Annotated in this window: 13 protein-coding genes; 5 read left to right on the plus strand and 8 right to left on the minus strand. The window is 50.2% G+C overall.

Annotated features, from left to right (window positions below):
- Positions 1-245: 245 nt before the first annotated feature.
- Positions 246-1,223, minus strand: a complete 978-nt coding sequence (locus JMI88_RS12480; protein ID WP_201362160.1) for a hypothetical protein — start codon at positions 1,221-1,223, stop codon at positions 246-248.
- A 536-nt stretch (positions 1,224-1,759) separates the two neighbouring features.
- Here JMI88_RS12480 and JMI88_RS12485 point away from each other — a divergent pair.
- The gene (locus JMI88_RS12485; RefSeq protein WP_201362161.1) at positions 1,760-3,712 is read left to right on the plus strand and encodes a protein kinase domain-containing protein; all 1,953 of its coding nucleotides are present in this window, start codon (positions 1,760-1,762) and stop codon (positions 3,710-3,712) included.
- Positions 3,713-3,997: 285 nt separating this feature from the next.
- On the opposite strand, the gene JMI88_RS12490 is transcribed toward JMI88_RS12485, so the two are convergent.
- The 5 genes from JMI88_RS12490 to polA all read right to left on the minus strand — a co-directional run bounded on the left by JMI88_RS12490 (position 3,998) and on the right by polA (position 13,102).
- The gene (locus JMI88_RS12490) at positions 3,998-5,518 is read right to left on the minus strand and encodes a sensor histidine kinase (protein ID WP_201362162.1); all 1,521 of its coding nucleotides are present in this window, start codon (positions 5,516-5,518) and stop codon (positions 3,998-4,000) included.
- The gene (locus JMI88_RS12495) at positions 5,515-6,192 is read right to left on the minus strand and encodes a response regulator transcription factor (RefSeq protein ID WP_201362163.1); all 678 of its coding nucleotides are present in this window, start codon (positions 6,190-6,192) and stop codon (positions 5,515-5,517) included. The genes JMI88_RS12490 and JMI88_RS12495 overlap by 4 nt, the downstream gene beginning before the upstream one ends.
- 129 nt (positions 6,193-6,321) lie before the next feature.
- Positions 6,322-8,490, minus strand: coding sequence for an amylo-alpha-1,6-glucosidase (locus JMI88_RS12500; protein WP_201362164.1), 2,169 nt, complete (start codon positions 8,488-8,490; stop codon positions 6,322-6,324).
- A gap of 175 nt (positions 8,491-8,665) precedes the next feature.
- Entirely contained in the window at positions 8,666-9,832 is a 1,167-nt protein-coding gene (locus tag JMI88_RS12505; RefSeq protein WP_236022911.1) for an LL-diaminopimelate aminotransferase, read from the minus strand.
- Between the two features lie 171 nt (positions 9,833-10,003).
- Positions 10,004-13,102 carry a DNA polymerase I gene (gene polA / locus JMI88_RS12510; RefSeq protein WP_201362166.1) on the minus strand — a complete coding sequence of 1,033 codons (3,099 nt, stop codon included), beginning with the start codon at positions 13,100-13,102 and terminating at the stop codon, positions 10,004-10,006.
- A gap of 492 nt (positions 13,103-13,594) precedes the next feature.
- On the opposite strand from polA, the gene JMI88_RS12515 reads away from it, so the two are divergent.
- Together JMI88_RS12515 and JMI88_RS12520 are read left to right on the plus strand one after the other, a co-directional pair.
- The gene (locus JMI88_RS12515) at positions 13,595-13,798 is read left to right on the plus strand and encodes a helix-turn-helix domain-containing protein (RefSeq protein ID WP_201362167.1); all 204 of its coding nucleotides are present in this window, start codon (positions 13,595-13,597) and stop codon (positions 13,796-13,798) included.
- Between the two features lie 404 nt (positions 13,799-14,202).
- Positions 14,203-15,210, plus strand: a complete 1,008-nt coding sequence (locus tag JMI88_RS12520; protein WP_201362168.1) for an NAD-dependent epimerase/dehydratase family protein — start codon at positions 14,203-14,205, stop codon at positions 15,208-15,210.
- A 66-nt stretch (positions 15,211-15,276) separates the two neighbouring features.
- Here the strand turns inward: JMI88_RS12520 and JMI88_RS12525 are convergent, their stop codons facing one another.
- Together JMI88_RS12525 and JMI88_RS12530 are read right to left on the minus strand one after the other, a co-directional pair.
- Positions 15,277-17,778 carry a mannose-1-phosphate guanyltransferase gene (locus JMI88_RS12525; RefSeq protein WP_201362169.1) on the minus strand — a complete coding sequence of 834 codons (2,502 nt, stop codon included), beginning with the start codon at positions 17,776-17,778 and terminating at the stop codon, positions 15,277-15,279.
- Positions 17,779-17,944: 166 nt separating this feature from the next.
- Entirely contained in the window at positions 17,945-18,124 is a 180-nt protein-coding gene (locus JMI88_RS12530; RefSeq protein WP_201362170.1) for a hypothetical protein, read from the minus strand.
- 1,269 nt (positions 18,125-19,393) lie between these two features.
- Here JMI88_RS12530 and JMI88_RS12535 point away from each other — a divergent pair.
- Together JMI88_RS12535 and greA are read left to right on the plus strand one after the other, a co-directional pair.
- Positions 19,394-20,248 carry a biotin--[acetyl-CoA-carboxylase] ligase gene (locus JMI88_RS12535; RefSeq protein ID WP_201362171.1) on the plus strand — a complete coding sequence of 285 codons (855 nt, stop codon included), beginning with the start codon at positions 19,394-19,396 and terminating at the stop codon, positions 20,246-20,248.
- A 95-nt stretch (positions 20,249-20,343) separates the two neighbouring features.
- Positions 20,344-20,808, plus strand: coding sequence for a transcription elongation factor GreA (greA, locus tag JMI88_RS12540; RefSeq protein WP_201362172.1), 465 nt, complete (start codon positions 20,344-20,346; stop codon positions 20,806-20,808).
- Positions 20,809-21,131: the final 323 nt, after the last annotated feature.

A 21,131-nucleotide genomic window follows, 5' to 3' on the forward strand; every position in this document is an offset into this window, starting at 1 on the left:
GGGTTCGCGCCTGCGGCCCCTGACGCTACGCGCCTTCGGCGCTCATATGTCTTATATATATTGATGCACCATGTGTGCAAAGCACACATGGTGCATCAATATATATTAACTGCTCGGGTGCGCATGCACCCGCCCGTATGCAGGCGCTTTGCTTCCCGGTGTGATGGACCTCAAACACTTTATGAATAAGAGGGCAAATAAAATGTTGTGCATATGTGCTTTGCACATATGCACAACATTTTATTTTAGAGTCCGCCCACAAATAAGCCGCGCGCCATGATCTCTCCTGCTAAGGAACAGACCACGACCAGATAGAGCATACCGGTAGCGGATTGGAAGGAACGATCGCGAATTAGTTTCCAGGCCAGCCCTCCCAGGACAAGAGGCATAATGTAACCGACCAGCACACGAATCCAGCTAATCGCTTCAGAACTCAATGGAGGAGGCGTAACGGGAGCATCCGCTGGCTTCACCTGATTGGATGGTACTGGTGTAGCGGGAGCAGTTATCACGGGTGTATTGGTATGGGTCTTATTAGCATACGTTGAGTTCGGCCCACTAATAGCAAAAAAGATCACCTGTGCCGCAACGGCTACCAGAACCAGAGTAGTCGAAAACTGTAAAGGCCGCTCAGACAACGCAGGAGTCACCAGGTACCAGTGCCCAAGCCACATAGCTGTCAACACACCACCCAGAGCAAAAGATGCCGCAAAGAAGCCTGCAACGGTAAAGAAACCGCCTACGCTCCCGGCGGCCAGAGGACGATAAATCATCGCCATCACAAAAAGGGTGATAAGTCCAGCAACCACAGTAGCAACACCACTGGTCAGGCGCAGGGCGCGAATAGCTGTCTTCTTTCGTGGCGCCTCCGGCAGCGCTTCGCCGTCTTTAGCTATCGCTTTATCCTGTACACCAGCAGTTTTATCCAGCAAGAGAAAAAAACTATAAGGAATAAGCAAAAGGAAGAAAAGCAACAATGGGAGAGCCTGATAGCCGGTCCAGGCCTTATCCAGTTGAGGGTAGGTATTGAGTAGTTCTGGCGTCGCAAAGCTCTGCTGGAGCCAGTACGTTAAGCCGGCCAGCACAAGATAAATCAGGGCATACGAAACCAGGAAACCACGCTTGACCTCGTTACGCCAATCAAGAAAAACCAGGACGCTTACCGCGCCAATTGAGACCTCGGTCATGACAATGAAGAGAACTAACGGTAACGTTTGTAGCATGATATCTTTTTATCCTTTGAGTGCGTCAATCAGTGTCTGGGGCATGAAATCTTCCACGACCATTCAGATTATAGCGCTGTCCATAGCTATCGGCAACTTTTTATGACGGCCCCGCCATGACACGCGGCTCTATTTCAGGACCATTTTACGGCCACACAAACTTGAATGAGAACAGGACTATTTGCCTGCGCTCATGGCTAACTGCTGCTCAGGCACGCCTAAAGCATACTCGGTCTTGCAAAAAGAAAGGACAAGAGCGTCTACCATATGAGATATTATCGATCCCTATATTATCAGGAAATGTTTCCCACCCTCAAGGGAAGTTGTACAAAATCAGACACACTTACCCGGTGTACACCACTATATCTGGAACATCAGCAGATAATAGAAGTTAAAAGAAAGCAAATAATGCTAGAAAAAAGCAGAAAAATCATCTCGCTTATATTGACAGGGACATGCTATTCATCTAAACTGAAAAGAGCACATGCTCGCCTGAAATCTTCCGTTACACTATGACAATTACTGAGAGAAAGAGTATGCCGTCTTGCCCAAATCCTCGCTGCCAGGCTGTTTACGCACTCGGAACAACGCAATGTAGCAATCCATATTGTAAATGTTTATTGCCAGAGGCCCTGGTTGCAGGGCGGTACCGTATTGAGACATTGATCGGCATTGGTGGTATGGGTGCGGTCTATCGGGCCAGCGATACCTTTGAAGGTCTACAAATTGCACTGAAAGTGTTGACTCTGTCTTCAAATACGATGGATGTTGATACAGCCATTGAGCGCTTCCGGCGTGAAGCACGTTATGCCCATCAGCTACATCATCCCAACATTGTGTCGGTCTTGAACTTTGGGCAAGACGGTCCCTTGCTCTACATTGCCATGGATTTGATTACTGGTGGTACGCTGAAAGGACTACTGAAGCCGGAGCATCCACTCCCTATAGAACTGGCTCAACGCTACATCAATGAATTAGCTTCCGCGCTCGATGCGATTCATCAACATCCACAGCAGATCATTCATCGCGATATCAAGCCATCGAATCTATTGATCCATCAGGACGATCAAAGGCTGATGGTAGCGGACTTCGGCATTGCCCGGGCCATGCAACAAGAGAAACCGCTGACGCAGCGCGGGTGGGCACTGGGAACCGAACACTATACGGCCCCCGAACAGGAGCAGGGCAAGGCCGAACCGGCCAGCGACATCTATGCCATGGGGGTCGTAGCCTATCAAATGTTCACCGGTCTGCTCCCATTCCAGGCCGTCATCAAAAATCACGCGCCCGGACTGCCAAATCCCAGCAGTTTAAATGCTACGTTGCCGCCGGATGCAGACGCGGTCATCATGAAAGCGATCGCCACCGATCCTGGCAAGCGTTACACCAGTGGGAAAGCATTTGCAGATGCGCTCAATGATGTATTGGCCCAGCCAGGCATCTGGTCCGAGCCTACCATCGCCATTGATAACGCAGAATCAACATTGATCGCGACCAACGAAGACAACATCATTGTGCGCATGATCATTCCTGAAAACCCCTGCGGCAAGTGTGGGCGCGAGAATCGCCATATCTCTCGCTTCTGCCGCCATTGCGGCCACAGCCTGAGCGATACATCACCGCTTGTTCATGAAGTCTGCCAGGTTGGTTACCTGAGCGATATTGGTCACCAGGCGCAAAACAACGAAGATACCCTGCTCGTTGTGCAGGGGTTATGTATCAATCTGACGCCACCACCACGTCCCTTCGGTCTATTTGCCGTCGCCGATGGATTGCGGGGAGCCAAAGGGATACAGACGAAGGGGCACGAGGCCAGTCGCCTGGCCGCTGAGACACTGGCCGACATTCTATTGCCGCTCCTCAGCACGCCTATCACCTATTCCGCACAACATAGCTATCACACTCCGGCCAGCAGTAAACAATCAGGCAATCACACCCCTCACCAACCATCTCCACCCAATGAGGCCATCCTGGAGCAGTGGATACGCGACGCGGTCAGGCAAGCCAACCAGGTCATCTATCATTGTAATGCTGACTATGATGCCACCATGGCCAGCACTTTAACCATGGCCCTGATGTATAAGCGGCACCTGTATGTTGCCAATGTCGGAGATAGCCGGGCCTACCACTATACGCCGCATAAAAGTCTGCGATGCCTCACCCGAGATCACACTATTGCCGCCAGCCTGGTAGATGCAAACCTGCTCGATCCCGATGATGTGGCCAGAAGCCCTAAACGCAACCATCACTATCGTTACCTTGGCCAGAACTATACAGTCCAGATCGATATTTTTCAATGCGAGGTTGACCCCGATGATGTGATCTTGCTCTGTACCGATGGGCTCTGGCACATGCTGCCAGATGAGCGCATTCGCGAAATCATGGATACGGTAGAAGATCCACAAAAACTAGCTGTTATGCTAGTAGAAGCCGCCAACACCGCCGGGGGCGAAGGGAATATTAGTGCTATTGCCATTCGTGTGCAGTAGTGCTGCACACGAATGGCAATAGCACGTACGTGTGTTTGTGGACGGGCGCATTCGCGCCCGAGCCCTGTTTTTTTGATTTGTAGAAAAATGTGCTGTGGCACATTTTTCTACAAATCAAACATGGTTTATGTGTGGGGACGTGAATATGCACGTGTTGTGTGGTGGGCAGAGCGTCTGCGCACTTTTTGCGTGTGGGGGGACGTGAACATGTACGTGTTGTGCAGTGGGGCCGGGCGTCTGTACACATGTATGCGCCGAGAACATGGAGCGGGGCAGGCAAGCGCTTTACTGTTCAATTGGTGGGAGAGCGGCGCAGGGGAGGATGAGGGTGAAGGTGGATCCCTGGCCAGGTGTGCTCCTCACCTCAATAGCTCCTTTATGAGCGCGCACGACCCATTCTACGATTGAGAGGCCCAGTCCGGTGCCACCAACGGCTTTGGAACGGGCGGGATCAGCGCGGTAGAAGCGCTCGAAAATGTGCTCGATGTCTTTAGCGTCAATGCCTATACCGGTATCTGATACATGTAAATAAGCGTGGGCGTCGTGCACTTCTACGGATAAGGTGATTTCGCCACCAGCGTTGCTGTAATTCAGGGCATTATCAACCAGGCTCATAATCACCTGTATTAAGCGCGCTGCATCTCCTAGAACGGTTGCAGGCATCAAGGTCTGGGTATGCAAAGCAATCTGGCGCTCCTGAGCTAGAACCTCAAGGCTATCAACCACGTCGAATGCCAGTAGATCCAGGCGCACAGGCTCGCAGTCTAGATGAATCTGTCCTTCGTCGGCCCGGGCCAATACCAGCAGGTCATTAATTAAATGTCCAAGGTGCTCAGACTCTGCATTGACCTCGGTCAATACATTCTTGTACTCTTCAGTATTAGCGGACTGCGATAGGGCGACCTCGGTCATATTGCGTATGACTGCCACCGGGGTACGCAATTCATGCGAGGCATCAGCCACCAGGCGACGTTGCTGGACAAAGGCTCGCTCCAGGCGCGCGATCATTTGATTAAAAATAATGGATAGGTCGCGCACCTCATCTTTGGCAGCCGGGACCAGTACACGCTGATTTAAGTCGTTCGCGTTAATCTCTCCTGCTGTTCTGGCCAGGCGCTGAATCGAGCGAAAGGCCCGACCCGATAACCAGTAGCTACCCATAGAGCACATCGCCAGCGAAAATAACATCAACAGAAAGAGCACCAGTACAATACGATCTAACGAGCGGTTCAATGTTTCCAGCGATTGACCCACCTGGACCACACCGATGATGGTATCACCATCCACCAGCATCGTGCTATAGACGCGGATCGATTGATTACTCGTGTCATTCATTGTGTCACGCCAGGGCTTCCCCGCCAGTGGCTGTGACACGCTGGCCCATGGTAATACCAGCTCACTGGCAGCCCCAGAGGAATAAATCTCATGACCAGCCTTATCTAAGACGCGCACCAGTACAAGTTCATGACGAGAGGAACGAGGGTAATCTGCATGTCCGGATGAATTACTCTCGGAATCATTATAAGAGTTATATGAATCGATCAAAGCAGCAGGGGCATCCAACTCTGGTATTTCTTGAGACATATCATCGACATAGAGTTTGCCATTATCCACGCCCACCCCTTCGGCCACATGCTGAGCACGCTGCTGGAGGGTAGAATCGAAACTATTGAAGAGAATTTGTTGGAGGGTAGAATAGAACGCCAGGCAGAAGACCAGCATGAGGAGCACTGAGACAATCGTATACCAGAGTGTCAATTGCATACGCAAGCCAGGTGGTGATAGATGACGCAAATGCCTGATCATACCGGTGGTTCCTTTAGTTGATAACCCGCGCCACGGACTGTAAAGATTACGTCTGGCTCGTTCTGATCGCACAACTTACGGCGTAGATAACGTATGTACACATCAATAACGTTTGACAGATGCTCTGTGTCGCTATCCCATACATGCTCAGCAATCATCGTACGACTTAAAACCTGATGCGGATGACGCATAAAGAATTCAAGTAAAGCATACTCCTTACTACCTAATATAATCAAGCGGTCACCCCTATAGACCTCGTGGGTACGGGTGTCAAGAGTGATGTCCATAAAACGCAATACTGGAGTTTTGGTGGGACCCTTACGTCTGAGAAGCGCGCGCACACGGGCTTCTAGTTCACTAAAGGCGAAAGGCTTGACCAGGTAATCGTCGGCTCCCAGATCCAGACCTTTGACACGATGGTCCACTTCACCCAGGGCCGTCAGCAGGAGTATAGGCATGGTCCGCTTCTTCTCGCGCAAGCGTCTACACACTTCAAAGCCATTCAGGCCGGGCAACAAGATGTCCAGCACAACGAGATCATATGCTGTAGCCAGCGCGGCCAGCAACGCATCTTCTCCATTGGCCATCAAATCAACGGCGTAATGATTGCCTTCCAGGCCTTTTTTCAAGCTAGGACCCAACCGGGGATCGTCCTCGACCACTAGAATTCTCATGAGGCTTCTCTCATCTATTATACATATAAAAATGCAGTGCATTGATTACTGTTCTACGACTCCAGTAGAAAACAGGCAATCAATGCAACGAACATTAGTCTAAAATGATTTCATTAGAATAAGATGAAATCAGCGGGTAGAATCGCGCACAAGTAGCCAGCAACGCAGAATCTCAGCCACGCTCCACGCCTGTGCAAAACAGCCACCATTACTAAATGGCGGCTCTGGCTCGGCCAGTTCGCTGATAGTTCCCAGGCAGGTTGACCAGAGTTGTTGCGCAAATGGTTTCAATAGCGGCAACAGTGTGGCGGGATCATTGTGTGCCTGTAAATGCACGTCCACATAGGGTCCTAGCAACCACTGCCAGACGGCTCCCTGATGATATGCGCTATCGCGCTGTTTCTGATCGCCAGCGAAATGTCCTTGATAGGCTGGATCATCTGGACTTAGCGAACGTAAGCCGACCGGGGTCAACAAATGCTCTGTTACCTGCTGGAGCATACTGGTCACCTGCTGCTCTGATAACAAATCATGGGTCAGAGAGGCGGCAAAAAGTTGATTTGGTCGCAGCGCAGGATCGTTGCGACCCGCGACGCCCTCAACATCAACGACATCATAGAGATAGCCACCTTCAGCATACCAGAAGCGCCTGGCAAAGTGCTGGCGCACCAGCGCACGCAACTGCCCGTATTGAGCGGCATCGGTCGAGAGTCGCACTGCCCAGGTCTCCATAGCAGTCAGCGCATAGTACCAGAGGGCATTAATCTCGACAGGTTTACCAAAGCGCGGCGTCACCACCCAATCGCCCACCTTGGCATCCATCCAGGTCAACTGCATACCAGGAGCACCAGCCTGGAGCAAACCATCAGTCGCATCCATCTTGATGCCATAATCAGTACCTGTAACGTGCCATTGAATGATTTCACACAGCGTCGGGAATAATTCCTTGATGAGAGACCAATCCCCGGTCGTTGTGAAATAGTAATCCAGTGCTCGGAACATCCACAACGTGGCATCGGCGGTATTATAGGCGGGCTCACGCCCATCGTCGGGAAAACGATTAGGGATCAGGCCATTATGCACAAAGGAGGCAAAAGCCTTTAACAGGCCGCGCGCCTCGCTATAGCGTCCAGTACAAAGCAGGAGGCCTGGCAAAGAGATCATGCTATCGCGTCCCCAATCGGTAAACCAGGGATAGCCAGCAATAATGGTCTTACGATCAGGCGACAGGCGCAACGCCTGGGGAGCCTCTGATAAGTGCGCATAATCGGGACGGGCCACGATAAACTGATCGGCCGCCAGAACCAGGCGGGCAAAGAGCGGGTCCCGTTCTGGCAAATGATTGCCCGAGCGCTCCGCCACCGCAAGGATCTGCTGCACCCGTCGTCGATGGCGCATCAGAGCCTGCGTCACCAGCGTTTCATGGCGCTGACCGCCATAGCCCCAGGAGCAGGTCGTCTCGGTTTCAGCCGTGAGCACCATCGTCGTATGCATACCAGGCACCAGCGTCAAACGAAATGTGCCTGGCTGATACACATCTTCCTGACCAGGCAAGCCTCGTTTCTGGTCCTGACGGTGCCAGATATGCCAGTACCAGACTCCCCCAGGCGTAAAAGTTGCGGATGGGTCGGCGATGATATGATAGGCAGGGGCCCCTGCGTAAGCGCGTATACGGCAGCGATGGCCTTGATCTTCGACCAGAAAACGCCAATCGGCAGCTCCAGTCGTCACACTATGATAATCGCGCGAAAGACAAAACGGTGCCACATCCAGCGTCAGAACCACTGGATCATCCTCATCACCGCTCTTCTCTCCCTCCTCATCAAAGGATCCATGCAGCACATACTGAACATAGGTAGTATTCTGTCCATATTCCATCCAAATGCGCTTTTCCAGGGTCAACGTCTCGGTCAGCGCATAAGAGAAACAAACGATATCTCCATCCAAGGAAACTGACTGTAAAGCTCGATAGCCTTCGGGAGCAATCGTTCCCTGCGCATACTCATTCACACCAAGCTCAATTCTTTCCCCGGTATGAAGGGTAGCTATTTCATCAAACTTCGCCACCAGCACAGTACGCTTGACAGGCGGTTGAAGGGAGGCCACGAGCAGACCATGATAACAACGCGTTGTAGCCCCGACAAGAGAACCCGACGCATAACCACCCAGGCCATTAGTAACCAACCACTCACGGTCAAGTGCAGCTTGAACATCGCCACAGATCTCTGAACCTACCTGAATGTGCCAGGGATTGGCTTGCGTATGATCGAATAGAGATGCATCTTGCTTCAGGATCATAACCCATATCCTCTTATCATTGACGACACACTATTTCTAACAATATATGGAAAGACGAGATACATTCCACACAGATTGGCTGCCATAAGAACACGCTGTTAAATCTTTTATATGCAATTATATCCCATACGATAAAGGAGGCACCTGCTATGAGGTGCCAATTCAACGCTCTTTTTTATTTTGTCTGCAAGGCTGCCTGCATACGCTGCAAGGCTTCACGTATACGTTCCTCTTGTTCAGTCATCGAGATGCGCACATAGCCCTCACCAGCCGAGCCAAAATTTGTGCCTGGCGTAAGAAAGACGCCGGTTTGATCAAAGAGCCAGTTCGTAAAATCGCGCGATGTGTATCCCTGAGGCACATGGGCCCAGACATACAAGCCGGCACGGGTTTTCTCTGCGCGCATGCCAAGTGCATTACAGCCGTCAATCAAAAGATCCCGTCTGCGCTGATAAATCGTGTTCCGTTCGGCTAACCAGGATGGTGGCAGGCGCAGCGCTTCAATAGCAGCATATTGAACCGGTCGAAAGATACCACTATCAATGTTGCTCTTTAAACGACCGACCGCATCTACCAGTTCAGGATTGCCCACCAGCATTCCAATACGAAAACCAGCCATATTATAAGTTTTGCTTAATGAATGCAATTCAACCGCCACATCGCGCGCACCTGGTATTTGTAATATACTCATCGGGCGAAAATCGTCAAAATAGACCTCGGCGTAGGCCATATCATGGATGATTACGATGTCATGTCGCTGCGCAAAATCTATCACCCGCTCAAAAAAGGCTTGATCTGCGCAGGCCGCGGTAGGATTGTTAGGATAATTGAGCCAGAGCAGGCGAGCCCGCGACAGTACAGATGCCGGGATACTATCTACATCTGGCAGATAATGCTGCTCTTCGCGCAACGGCAGCAGATATGGTTCGGCACCCAGCGTGGTGGTTCCTGAAATATAGACAGGATAGTAAGGATCAGGCACTAACGCGATATCGCCAGGATTTAGCGCCGCAGTTGCCGCATAGGCCAGACCTTCCTTGGATCCCAATAAAGGCAAGATATCCTGTTCAGGGGTCAATTTGACCCCGAAGCGGTTCTCAAACCATTCGGCGATAGCTTCATGCAGGACACGCATACCGCGATACTCTGGATAGCGATGATTCTCAGTATCCTTCATTGAAGCGCACAGGCGCTCAACCACGGCAGGGGGTGCAGGTAGATCGGGATCACCCATAGAAAGCGATATAACGTCAACGCCAGCCTCCTGCCGCTCAAAAATTTTTTGCTTGGCATTGGCAAAATGATAGGGGGGTAAACTATTAATCAGGTTCGACAGTCGCACGAGCAAAACTCCTCATCCTAGATACTATAACAGTGTATATGACATTCCCACTGTCTTCTTCTTATGTTATACCATGTTCTTTAATCATGCGAGCAGGACTATGAAAAAAACAGGAACACCATGGGCTGGCGTCCCTGTTTCGCTGCGGTTGATGCGGGCTGGTAGCGTCGTTTAGTCCATGGGTTCGGCTTCGTACCAGTTTTTGCCCATCTTCATTTCTACGGTAATCGGCACATCCAGGGTGGCCACCCCCTCCATCATTGAGCGGATCAATTTGCGGGCGCGCTCAAGCTCTTCAATCGGAACCTCAAAGACTAGCTCATCATGCACCTGGAGAATCATACGCGTCTTCATCTGCTTCTCTTTAAGAGCATGGTGCAGGCGAATCATAGCAATCTTAATCAGGTCCGCATTGGTACCCTGGATAGGCATGTTGATCGCCTCACGTTCCAGAGCCTGGCGCTCTGTATGCGAGAGGGCTTGCATATCAGGGAAGAAACGCTTACGTCCATAGAGGGTATTAACGTAGCCCTGCGCCCTTGCCTGCTGCAATGTGCTATCCACATAGACTTTCACGTTGGGGAAGATCTCGTGGTAGTGCTTGATAAACTCGGCCGCTTCAGAGGTAGACATACCTGTCACATTAGCCAGGCCATAAGCGGACTGTCCATATAACACGGCATAGACCACCGTCTTGGCCAGGCGGCGTTGATTTTTGGTCACATTTTCGACGGGTACAGAAAATAGGGTCGAGGCCGTAATGGTATGGATGTCTTCTTTATTGCTAAAAGCTTCAACCAGGCGCGGCTCGTGCGTAATATGGGCCAGGATACGCAGTTCAAACTGTGAGTAGTCGGCGGTCAATAACACATAGCTGGGATCAGCAATAAACGCCCGCCGGATCTGGCGACCAAGCTCGGTACGCACAGGAATATTTTGCAGATTCGGGTTACTGGATGAGAGGCGACCGCTGGAGGCAATCGTCTGGTTGAACGATGTATGGACGCGCCCACTATGAGGATCCATCAGGGTTAGCAAGCCATCAATATAGGTTGATTTGAGCTTGCTCAGCAGGCGATATTCAAGCAGATAATCCACGACTGCATGTTTGCCGCGCAAGCTTTCGATCACATCGGCATTGACCGAATAACCGGTCTTGGTCTTCTTACCGGTCGGCAACTGTAGCTCGACAAACAGGACATCCGCCAGTTGCCTGGTTGAGTTGATATTAAAGTGATGACCGACCTGTTCATAGATGGCTGTCTCCATCTCAGTCAGCTGATCCTCAAGTGTCTTGCCAAACTCGCGCAGGAATGGCTCATCGAGGGCCACACCATACAACTCCATCTGCATCAGCACATTGATCAGTGGCAGCTCGATACGCTGATACATATCCATCAGCCCGTGCTGCTGCAACTCTTCCTGGATAGGTTCGACCAGGCGCAGAGTCATATCAGCGTCGGCCCCCGCATAATCGGCGGCCTTGCGAATGGGAACCTGAGACATACTGATCATTTTACTACCCGTACCAATCAACTCACTGATCGGGGTCATCACAATACCCAGGCGCTGGAAAGCCTGATCTTTGAGCCCCACGCCACGTCGTCCGGGCTCGGCCAGGTAGGCACCTAGCATACTATCGAAGGCCAGGCCCTTCACATCAATACCATAGCGTAGGAAGATGGCTAGATCATACTTGGCATTGTGCATATATTTCACCACATGCTCGTTTTCCAACACTGGCTTCAGCTTTTCCAGCACATATGCACGCGGCAGTTGCGTCTCGGGCTCCTGTCCATCCGGGGTTTTGGTATGGCCGACGGGCACATAGTAAGCCTCGCCCGGCGCCATCGAAAGAGAGATCCCCACCAGATCTGCATGGCGCGGCTCATCAGAAGAGGTTTCCGTATCAATGGCAAAGCGTCCCGCATCAACCAGACTTTTAAGCAGGACCCGCAATCCCTCTTCATTATTCACAATCAGCGTGTTTGTCCGTTTGGCACCCTCGCGATCAGCAAACAGCGAGCTCGTAGGGCTCGGCATGCCGGGAAGGCGGAGCTTATGGACCACCTCTTCGTGTGGTACCTCTACCTCAAATAAGCTCAACTGAGCGGGCTCTTCTCTGGCAGCGACCGCCACAGAACCCGTCTGACCTACAACAGCCTCACTGGCATGAGTCTGCGCAGCTAATGGAACTAGCACATCCGCCTCAACCGCTGTTTCGTCGCCCGGTGGTAAAGGCGGCAGCAGTATGGGCACCACGCCCATGGGAGCAGCCAGCCTGGGATCTTCGCCAACCTGCTCTGCCTCCTCTGCGCCAGGCAACTCCTCAGAAACGGAGGTTTCCGCTAAAGCGGTGGCGGAGCCGCGAGATTCTGAGACAGTTACCCCTAGCTGCTGAAAGAGCGAGAGCGCACGCTCAATCAAGCTACGGAACTCTAGCTGGCGGAAAAGCGTAATTACCTTTTCCCCGTCAACGTCGGTCATCCGGCACGCTTCTAGATCTAGCTGTACAGGTGCATCCAACACAATGGTTGCCAGAAACTTGCTCTGCCGGGCCTGCTCGGTGGCAGCACCAATTAATTTCTGCTCTTTAGGTTTTAAGCTATCCAGGTGCGCCAGAATCCCCTCCAAGTCACCATACTCACCAATCAAGCGACTGGCCGTCTTCTCGCCGATTCCAGGTACGCCAGGAATATTATCCGATTTATCGCCAACCAGCCCCTTAAAATCAGGCAGCTTCAGCGGCTCAAAGCCATAACGAACCTGTACTTCGTGTTCATTATATTCAGTGACATCTGTAATACCGCGCTTGGCAACCTTCACAACGACACGCTCATTGACCAGCTGGAGGGTATCCATATCACCGGTATAAATAGTGGTATCCACACCCTGTTTATTGGCCTGCACCGACAGGGTACCCAGGATATCGTCCGCCTCAAAGCCATCTTTTTCGTATATCTTGATTCCGAAAGATTCCACCACTTCTCGAATGCGCGCAAACTGTGGTTTCATATTATCAGGTAGGGCCGGACGATGAGCTTTATAAGGAGTATATTCCAGGTGGCGGAAGGTAGGAGCCGCACGATCAAAGGTCACAGCAATATAATCGGGCCGCTCCTCCAGCAATGCCTTCATCAACATCGAAGTAAAGCCAAAGGTAGCATTGACCGGCTCCCCGGAGCTGGTCGAAAGATCCTCAGGCACCGCATGGAACGCGCGGTGAATAATAGCATGCCCATCTATTAAGACTAATTTTTTACGTTTCATCTCCGTGACCATTCTTTCTCAATCCATCTATTCTCTATCATCTAATTCCAATTTGCATTGTCAAACGCGGTAATGAGATGGCATGCTCCAACTAACCGGCTACGCAATTGCGTCGATGTTGCCCGGTCTTTCCTGGTATATGCCAGGGAAGAAATAAGGAACCATGTATCCTCAATTGTACACTTTTTATCTATAGAAGCTGTACCGTTTTCGCCAGGTGGCATTTGCCCTTGCTGTATTTTAATATGTTTAAGCCGAGATGTATAGTATAGTTAACTGGCAGGCGGTGTTGTAGATGGCTCATATCTTAATAGATGAGCAAAGGCGCACAAACGAAAATTTGGGCCAACTCCAGATAGATGCACTTCCTGTGACATGAGCAGTCTTTATGATGTCATAAAGACTGCTCATAGATATAAAAACAAAGGGGATTATATGCCGCAGAGTAATATTGTTATGGACAAGCACAGATCCGGTGTAGGAGAGAAGAAGATGGCAGAGGAGAAAAAAGAGGAGTTGTTAACCGTGCGAGAGGTGGCTCGTCGCTTACGGGTCGACGATACCACGGTACGTCGCTGGATCAAAAGTGGAGCGCTTGAAGCGATTACACTTCCACATCGAGGAAAGCGCCAGGCATACCGGGTTAAACGCTCAACACTAGACGTGCTTCTCGATGGAGCTTTACCGAGTGCCTGATGCTTTCATCTTCTCATCTACCCTGTGCTAAAAGCTAATCGCACCATATGCCAACTCGTTTCAACCCGTAGCTATCCGTGCTTACTCATTACGGCCAGTCTTACAATCAGTGGCTACGGGTTTTTTATACATATTCGATTAAAACGGTATACCTCTATATGCTAATCAGCAATGGCAGATGCGCAAACGCCAATAGGGCAAGCACATACACTTAAAGGAGAGAGGTAGAGAGAGAGACTCCTCTCGTCACTGTGCGCTGCGCGTCCGCGCTTCAGCAGTTTGTATCATGCCTGCAAACTTCAAAGGAAGTGTAGACAAAGAAACAGCCAGTCGCACATCAGCCTCTCAAGCGCATCGCATCCCATAGACAAAAAACAATAGAAAAATACATGGAGAGGCCCAGTATGAAAATAGCTATCACCGGTGGAGCGGGCTTCGTAGGAAGCCATCTAGCAAAAGCATATTTGGACGCAGGGCACGACGTTTTTGTCATTGACAGTCTTGCGACAGGTTCACGACACGCAATTGATCCACGCGCACGTTTCTATCAGGAGGATGTCCGTGATAGAAAATTGCAGCACCTATTGCAATGTGAGCGCCCAGATATTGTTAGCCACCACGCAACTCAGCAGCACGAACCAGGAACGGCTGATCATACCCTGACGGACGCAGACGTCCACGTGAGAGGATTAATCAATGTTCTGGATAGCTGTGTCAGTGCCTCGGTCAAACGCATCGTCTTTGCCTCTGGCGGCAACAGCATGTATGGGCCAGTCGACGCCAGCCAATTGCCGATTAATGAAGAAAGCGCACTCTACCCCCGAAGTGTGCAGGATATCAGTAAAGTAGCGGGCGAATGGTATGTCCGCTATTATACCCAGCAATATGGGCTCACCCATACCATCTTTCGCTATGCCGACATTTATGGGGAGAGTGACAGCATCTATGCGCACCATCCACTGAGCTACTTTATTCGTATGCTTATGGAGCAAAAACGTGCCATTATCTATGGTACTGGAAATGAATTACAAGATCACATCTTTATTGATGATATCATCCAGGCTAATTTGCTCATGCTAAAAAATCCTATGCGTGCAGAAAACACAACCATGCATATCAGCTCAGGACATGGGTATTCGCTCAACCAGCTCTATCATATGGCAGCAATGGTTGAGGAAAGTGATATCGAACCCATCTACCTTGGCAGTCCATACTTGAAAAGCCCTTCTATTATACTGGACAATACACGCGCCCGGCATATCCTGGGCTGGCAACCGCATACCAGCTTATCAGAAGGGGTACGCCTGGCAGTTGCCCATATGCTACCGCAAAAAGAGGTACAGCCCCAACTCGCCAGGGTGCACACATCCCCGATCATGCTGGCAGCCGAAGTCACACTTACAAGAGCGTAAACAAAAAGAGGCTGGCTGAGAATCCTCAACCAGTCTCTTTTTTATGCACGATCTGTGCATGCAGAATCATTGTTGCAGTCCACTGACAACACGAGCATATTTTTCTGCCAGAGCCTGCGCCTGCTCATTGGATACAGATTCAGCAAACACATGGAAGAACGGGCTATCTGCATCTGGCAGGACCAGCACCCACTCTTTACCCAGGTCGATCTTGATACCATCGATCGGCTTGGCACGTCGTTCCCGATACTGCTCACTGAGAATGCGCATTACTTTGCCTTTGTGCTCCCAGGGACAAGTGACACGAGCGCTGCTCATGTAATAAGCAGGCAGGTCGTCCACCACCTCGGAAAGGCGCATATTAAAGGAGGCCAGCAATTCCAGCAGCTTAGCGATCGCCAGCATACCATCAAAGGCCGGATGGAGTTCAGGGAAAGCAAACCGTCCACTACCATCGCCCACCAGCACGACCCCTTCGCGGCCAGCAGCCGTCATCAGGGCGTGGGGCAGAACCTTAGTATGCTGGATATTGCCCTCATAGCGCTCGGCAATATGCAGCAACGCGCTGGGCGCGGTAACCGGAGCAGCCACAGTACCATTGCGATGACGACGCAGGAACAAACTGGTCATTACAGACAAGATCTTCATACCATCCAGAATACGACCTCGATCATCCACCACCGAGATCCGCTCGCCACTGGGATCGATACGAATACCCATATCCGTATTCAGGGCCGAGCTAATGGTAGCCAGGCGCTGCATATCTTTGTTCAACTCATCGGGCGTACGTGAGGGATTCCCCTCTTCCACCCCAGAATTAAGCACAATAACCTCGCAGCCCAGGTTATCGAGAATGCTTGACAGCATATCAACGGTGCTACCATGAGCATAGTCAACCACCAGTTGGAACTTACGTTTGCGCACCACCTCGTGGTCTACGACCTTGTTAAAGCCCTCCAGATAGTGTCCAACCACATCAGTATTGCTTAAAACCTCGATCGCACCAATCTCATCAAGGTAGACACGGCGGAAATCTTCACGGAAGTACAAATTTTCAATCTTACGCTCGGTTGTTTTATTGATATCAAGGCCATTTTGATCAAAAATTTTAATTTCCACCACACGCTGGTCAACCGGAGACATGCTGACATGAACGCCACCAACCGCCTCGGTCGTGCGAATAAAGTAGCGCGCCACCGGCACTGGTACCTGATTAATATCATGTACATTGATACCCGCTGATGGCAAGCCGGCATTGATGCCACGCTTGATCATACGTGAAGTACGATGGGTATCACGATTTAAGCAAACCACCGAGCCTTTAGGAAGGATGCCTCCATAGGCCGCGCCCAGCTTGGTCGCGAACTCAGGGGTCAGATCCACATTCACCAACCCGGTCACACCATAGCGGCTAAAAAGACCCCGACGACCTTGTGATCCCCAGATAATACTGGTATTGACCACCGCGCCAGCTTCAATCTCTTTATCGGGCCAAATCTTTACATTTGGCTGAATGATCGCGCCATCTTGTATAATTGAGTTATCGCCGATCACCGACCCCTCAAACATCACAGCTTTACTCTTGATATTCGAGGACGAACCAACGATAGCGCCACGCAGCTCCGCGCGATCTCCGATATATGAATTATTCCAAACGATACTGCGATCCACCTGAGCTCGTTCGTCGACGATCGAATAGCTGCCAATCATGCTCGGGCCATGGATAATAGCGCCTGCGCGCACCTTACAATCGCGACCCAGGTAGACCGGACCATAAAGCTGGGCATCCTCATGAATTTCCGCGCCCTCTTCACACCAGATATTGTTACCAATATGTTTGGCAGGAATATCTAGATTGACGTTATGCTGCAGCATATCGGCATTGGCGCGCATATACTCACTCAAGTTACCCACATCACACCAGTAGCCCTCCGGGGCCACATAGCCATAGATCGGATCACCCTGCTTCAACATCATCGGGAAAAGTTCCTGGCTGAAGTCAAACTGCTTCTCGCGCTCAAAATAGGAGAACACCTTGGGGTCGAGCACGTAAATGCCAGTATTAATAGTATCACTAAACACTTCTCCCCAGCTCGGCTTCTCCAGGAATTGCGTGATATGACCATCCTCGTTGGTAATAATAACGCCGTATTCCAAAGGATTGTGAACATGGGCCAGCAGAAGGGTAGCGAGTGATTTCTTCTCGTTATGGTATTTAATCAGTTCAGTCAAATCATAATCAGTAAGGGCATCCCCACTAATTACGAGGAAAGGCTCAGTCAATTGATCTTCAGCATTCTTCACACTACCGGCTGTACCCAGAGGCACATCTTCCCGGGAGTAGGTAATGCGCATTCCTAGTTGTGACCCATTGCCAAAGTAGTCTTCAATGTTGCTTGCCAGATACTGAACCGTGACGACGACCTCGGTGATGCCATGGCGCTTCAACAGGTTCAGTATGTGTTCCATCACAGGTTTACCTACGATCGGAACCATTGGCTTTGGCCGTCGAATCGTCAATGGTCGTAGCCTCGACCCTTCCCCTCCGGCCATTACAACCGCTTTCATAGAGGCCTCCCTTGTATCAGGGTAACTTGCCTAGTCACCCGGCTGTTATAGGAAGTATAAGGACGGCGTAGCAATGCCACGCCGTCCCATCTGCTCCGCTAGTTTCATTGTACAACATCCGCGAAGAGCGTCGCAAGATCACTTTTCACGCTATTATCAGACCCTACTACCACTCACTAAACCGCCCATGTTCTACAAGCCAACGTACAAAACGATGGTGGTTTGTCTCTTCAGTTGCCTTGCGTTCTTCATACTCCTGCTGAAGTTGAATGAGTCGTTGCGCTTCCTCTACAGTAAAACCCTCATCCAGGAGGGCATCGATGAGCAGATCGGTATATTGCTGCATAAAAAGTCCTCCTTCCTTCGCTTCTACTACTTTACCAACCAGCTATGCAAAGCACCGAACGTTTTATCCGACCAACGGTGTCTACCAATAGTACAGTCTCTAACGTTGAGCACGAATTACCAGGATGAACGCTCATCCAGGTTCGATGATCGATCAGTCAGACAAAAAGCGTGAAGTGCTAGTGCAAAAATTGGTCGGAACACAGACAGCTATCTTTTTTCGGAATGAGTTCAGATGAACTACCACAATTGGAATAAAGTGAAAACGGATAGCGCTGTTTATGCAGTTGCAAGTTCAAGTACTCATAGTCATCACGATTGTCACCGCTAACTAGATCCAAAATGCTCACTAGTAAGCAGACGCATTAATCGGCATAAATGGACCAAAACCACGAGGAAAAAATGCCGATTGCGCTACTCTGAAAACAGTTCAACAGTGATACAATGACGGCATGGAGTGCAAACGTAACAGAACACAATCTTCTTACAACACTAGCCTCTTATCTGTTACTTACACTAGTATAGCACAAGGTCGTTTTACTGTGCTACTGTCCTGGGACACTAGGAAAAACGGTACCATTGTGTCTCATTCGAGCTATATGGCGCGCCTGGAATAGTCATCACCTGACGGGAAAAATCTTCAATAATAAAGCAAACGAGCAAAAAAACGAGGCTTTTTCACACGATCTTCACATAATATGGTAGAGCATGAAGGCTCATGACAAGCCAGTTGTGCGTATCAACCTCCGCAATGCTCCGAATGAGTTTTAAGATAAAGCTTGACAACAGTTAAATCCCGATGGTACAATATCGTCATCGAAAGGAGGTGGTGTGTAATGATTGATTGTATTAGCTGCACAGGCAGCAGTGTTAAATCTCACACCTTCCAGACGAGAGGAATGGGCTGCTAGCGAGCTCGCCGTCTCGCACACCCGGCTTCAAAGCCTGGTGAGGGTCAAAAGAACACATACTGGCAGGTAGTGTATTCAACCTGTCTGTGCAGCACCCCCCAGAGCATTGGCGAAAAGATTGATTTGCCCCTGCTCTGGGATTTTTGTAGATCCAGGCGAACTCATCAAAACAATGGGCACGCAAAAGCGCTTTTATTCTAGTGACTCTCGCACACCTTATGTTAAAAGCGGATCGATACATAAGTACAACCAAACTACTGCTCTATACTAAATAGAGCTTAATTAGTGCGTGCTATCTTCCAAATTACACTATCCTGATGCTCTTTGGGAATAAGTTACATAGATAGAAGTGGTAGAGCTTGGACGATTTTGAAACCACCAGATCCAAATCATTGAATGTCGAGCATATCCGACATCATTTGGAAACCGAGTTACTCGGCACCGGCAAACATATTGTATATGCACCAACAGTAGATTCAACAAACTCTTTGGCTATGAAACTGGCCCGGGAAGGGTCAGAGGAAGGGGTAGTAGTACTTACCGATAGTCAAACAGCCGGCAAGGGCAGGCAGGGGCGGCGCTGGGTGGATATAGCTGGCTTGAATGTGTTGTCATCTACGGTGCTTCGGCCATTATTCCCACCATATCAGCTGGTAATGATCGCTTCACTCGCAGTTGTCGATACTATTGCTGATATCTGTAATATTCAGGCAACGATCAAATGGCCCAATGATATTTTGATTGGTGAACGCAAAGTCGCAGGTATTCTCATCGAAACCAGTCATGATCATACCGGCCAACTCGTTGCTATCCTGGGCATAGGCGTAAATGTCAACGGGCATATTTCACATTTCGTCACGGAACAACCCACACTACAGGCCGAACCAGGGCTTTTAAAAATAGCCACCACTCTTGAGGAAGCAAGTGGTCATGTAGTGAGCCGTGAAATGTTTATTGCTCGCTTGCTATATCAGATTGAAACACGCTATCTGGCACTACAGCAAGAAGCTCAAGCCTATGTAAATGGTCCCATCTCTCGCTTGATACGAGAGCAATGGCGCAATCAACTTTCGACCCTGGGTCGTACTGTACAGGTACACCAGGGATCAAAGCTACTCAGCGGCGTGGCTGAGGACGTGAATGATCAGGGAGAGCTGTTACTCCGCAGTCATTCTGGTGAATGTATTAGTATCACCTGGGGAGATATTGAATAACCAACCCACTATCACCCTCTTCTCAGGATACTGGAGAGATGTACAAGATAAGTCGGAGGACCCCCTCCTTCATACAAAACGAGAGGATGCAAAACATGGAGTCACAAGGAATATTCCTCACTAATGACGGATTACAGCGTGCAGCTCATCAACTCGAATTTTTACGCACCGTCAAGCGTGCTGAAATTGCTCAGTATCTTCATGACGCAAAAGAATCTGGCGATGTCATCGATAATGCTGCCTATGAAGAGGCCAAAAGCCAGTATGCTCAACTTGAAGGTCGCATTCTAGAACTAGAAGAGATGCTGGCTCGCGCGCAACTCATTGATGATGTGCATAGTGACATCGTTTCTCTCGGCTCAGTTGTCCACCTGGAAACCAGCAATGGTCGCACTTATTGTTACAAACTGGTTGGCGCATTCGAAGCGGAGCCCAGCGCAGGCCGTATTTCTAACGAATCACCTGTCGGCAAGGCATTACTTGGACATAAAGCCGGTGACCTGGTCATTGTTTCAACCCCCGGTGGTGTCAAAGAGTACACCATCACCTCCATCGAATAGCGCACCATAGCGGCGCCCGCTAAACCACCAGACGCGACCTGCTGGTAATTTTGTGATTACCAGCAGGTCAATTTTTATTACAGCGCATTTGAAAACCGTAGATTTCGCTTCTTCGGAGTCAAGCTGAGGCAAGGAGAAGGAGATCATGCCCCCGGCATGCTCGTAATGTCCCCGACATCCTCGTCAGCACCTATGATGCTACGCACCTGCTGTGCATCAGCATAGAAAAAGGGTGCGCCCGCGCATGCGGGCTTTGATCCCCATGCCCACGGGGATAAGACACATATTTTGTTGTCTGCTACCCATACAAAGAAAACAATGCT

It is taken from the genome of Dictyobacter formicarum (genome assembly GCF_016587435.1).

Coding starts and splice junctions, on each gene's coding strand:
- JMI88_RS12480 (WP_201362160.1), bottom strand. CDS start 1,223: ATGCTACAAACGTTACCGTTAGTTCTCTTCATTGTCATGACCGAGGTC.
- JMI88_RS12485 (WP_201362161.1), top strand. CDS start 1,760: ATGCCGTCTTGCCCAAATCCTCGCTGCCAGGCTGTTTACGCACTCGGA.
- JMI88_RS12490 (WP_201362162.1), bottom strand. CDS start 5,518: ATGATCAGGCATTTGCGTCATCTATCACCACCTGGCTTGCGTATGCAA.
- JMI88_RS12495 (WP_201362163.1), bottom strand. CDS start 6,192: ATGAGAATTCTAGTGGTCGAGGACGATCCCCGGTTGGGTCCTAGCTTG.
- JMI88_RS12500 (WP_201362164.1), bottom strand. CDS start 8,490: ATGATCCTGAAGCAAGATGCATCTCTATTCGATCATACGCAAGCCAAT.
- polA (WP_201362166.1), bottom strand. CDS start 13,102: ATGAAACGTAAAAAATTAGTCTTAATAGATGGGCATGCTATTATTCAC.
- JMI88_RS12515 (WP_201362167.1), top strand. CDS start 13,595: ATGGCAGAGGAGAAAAAAGAGGAGTTGTTAACCGTGCGAGAGGTGGCT.
- JMI88_RS12520 (WP_201362168.1), top strand. CDS start 14,203: ATGAAAATAGCTATCACCGGTGGAGCGGGCTTCGTAGGAAGCCATCTA.
- JMI88_RS12525 (WP_201362169.1), bottom strand. CDS start 17,778: ATGAAAGCGGTTGTAATGGCCGGAGGGGAAGGGTCGAGGCTACGACCA.
- JMI88_RS12530 (WP_201362170.1), bottom strand. CDS start 18,124: ATGCAGCAATATACCGATCTGCTCATCGATGCCCTCCTGGATGAGGGT.
- greA (WP_201362172.1), top strand. CDS start 20,344: ATGGAGTCACAAGGAATATTCCTCACTAATGACGGATTACAGCGTGCA.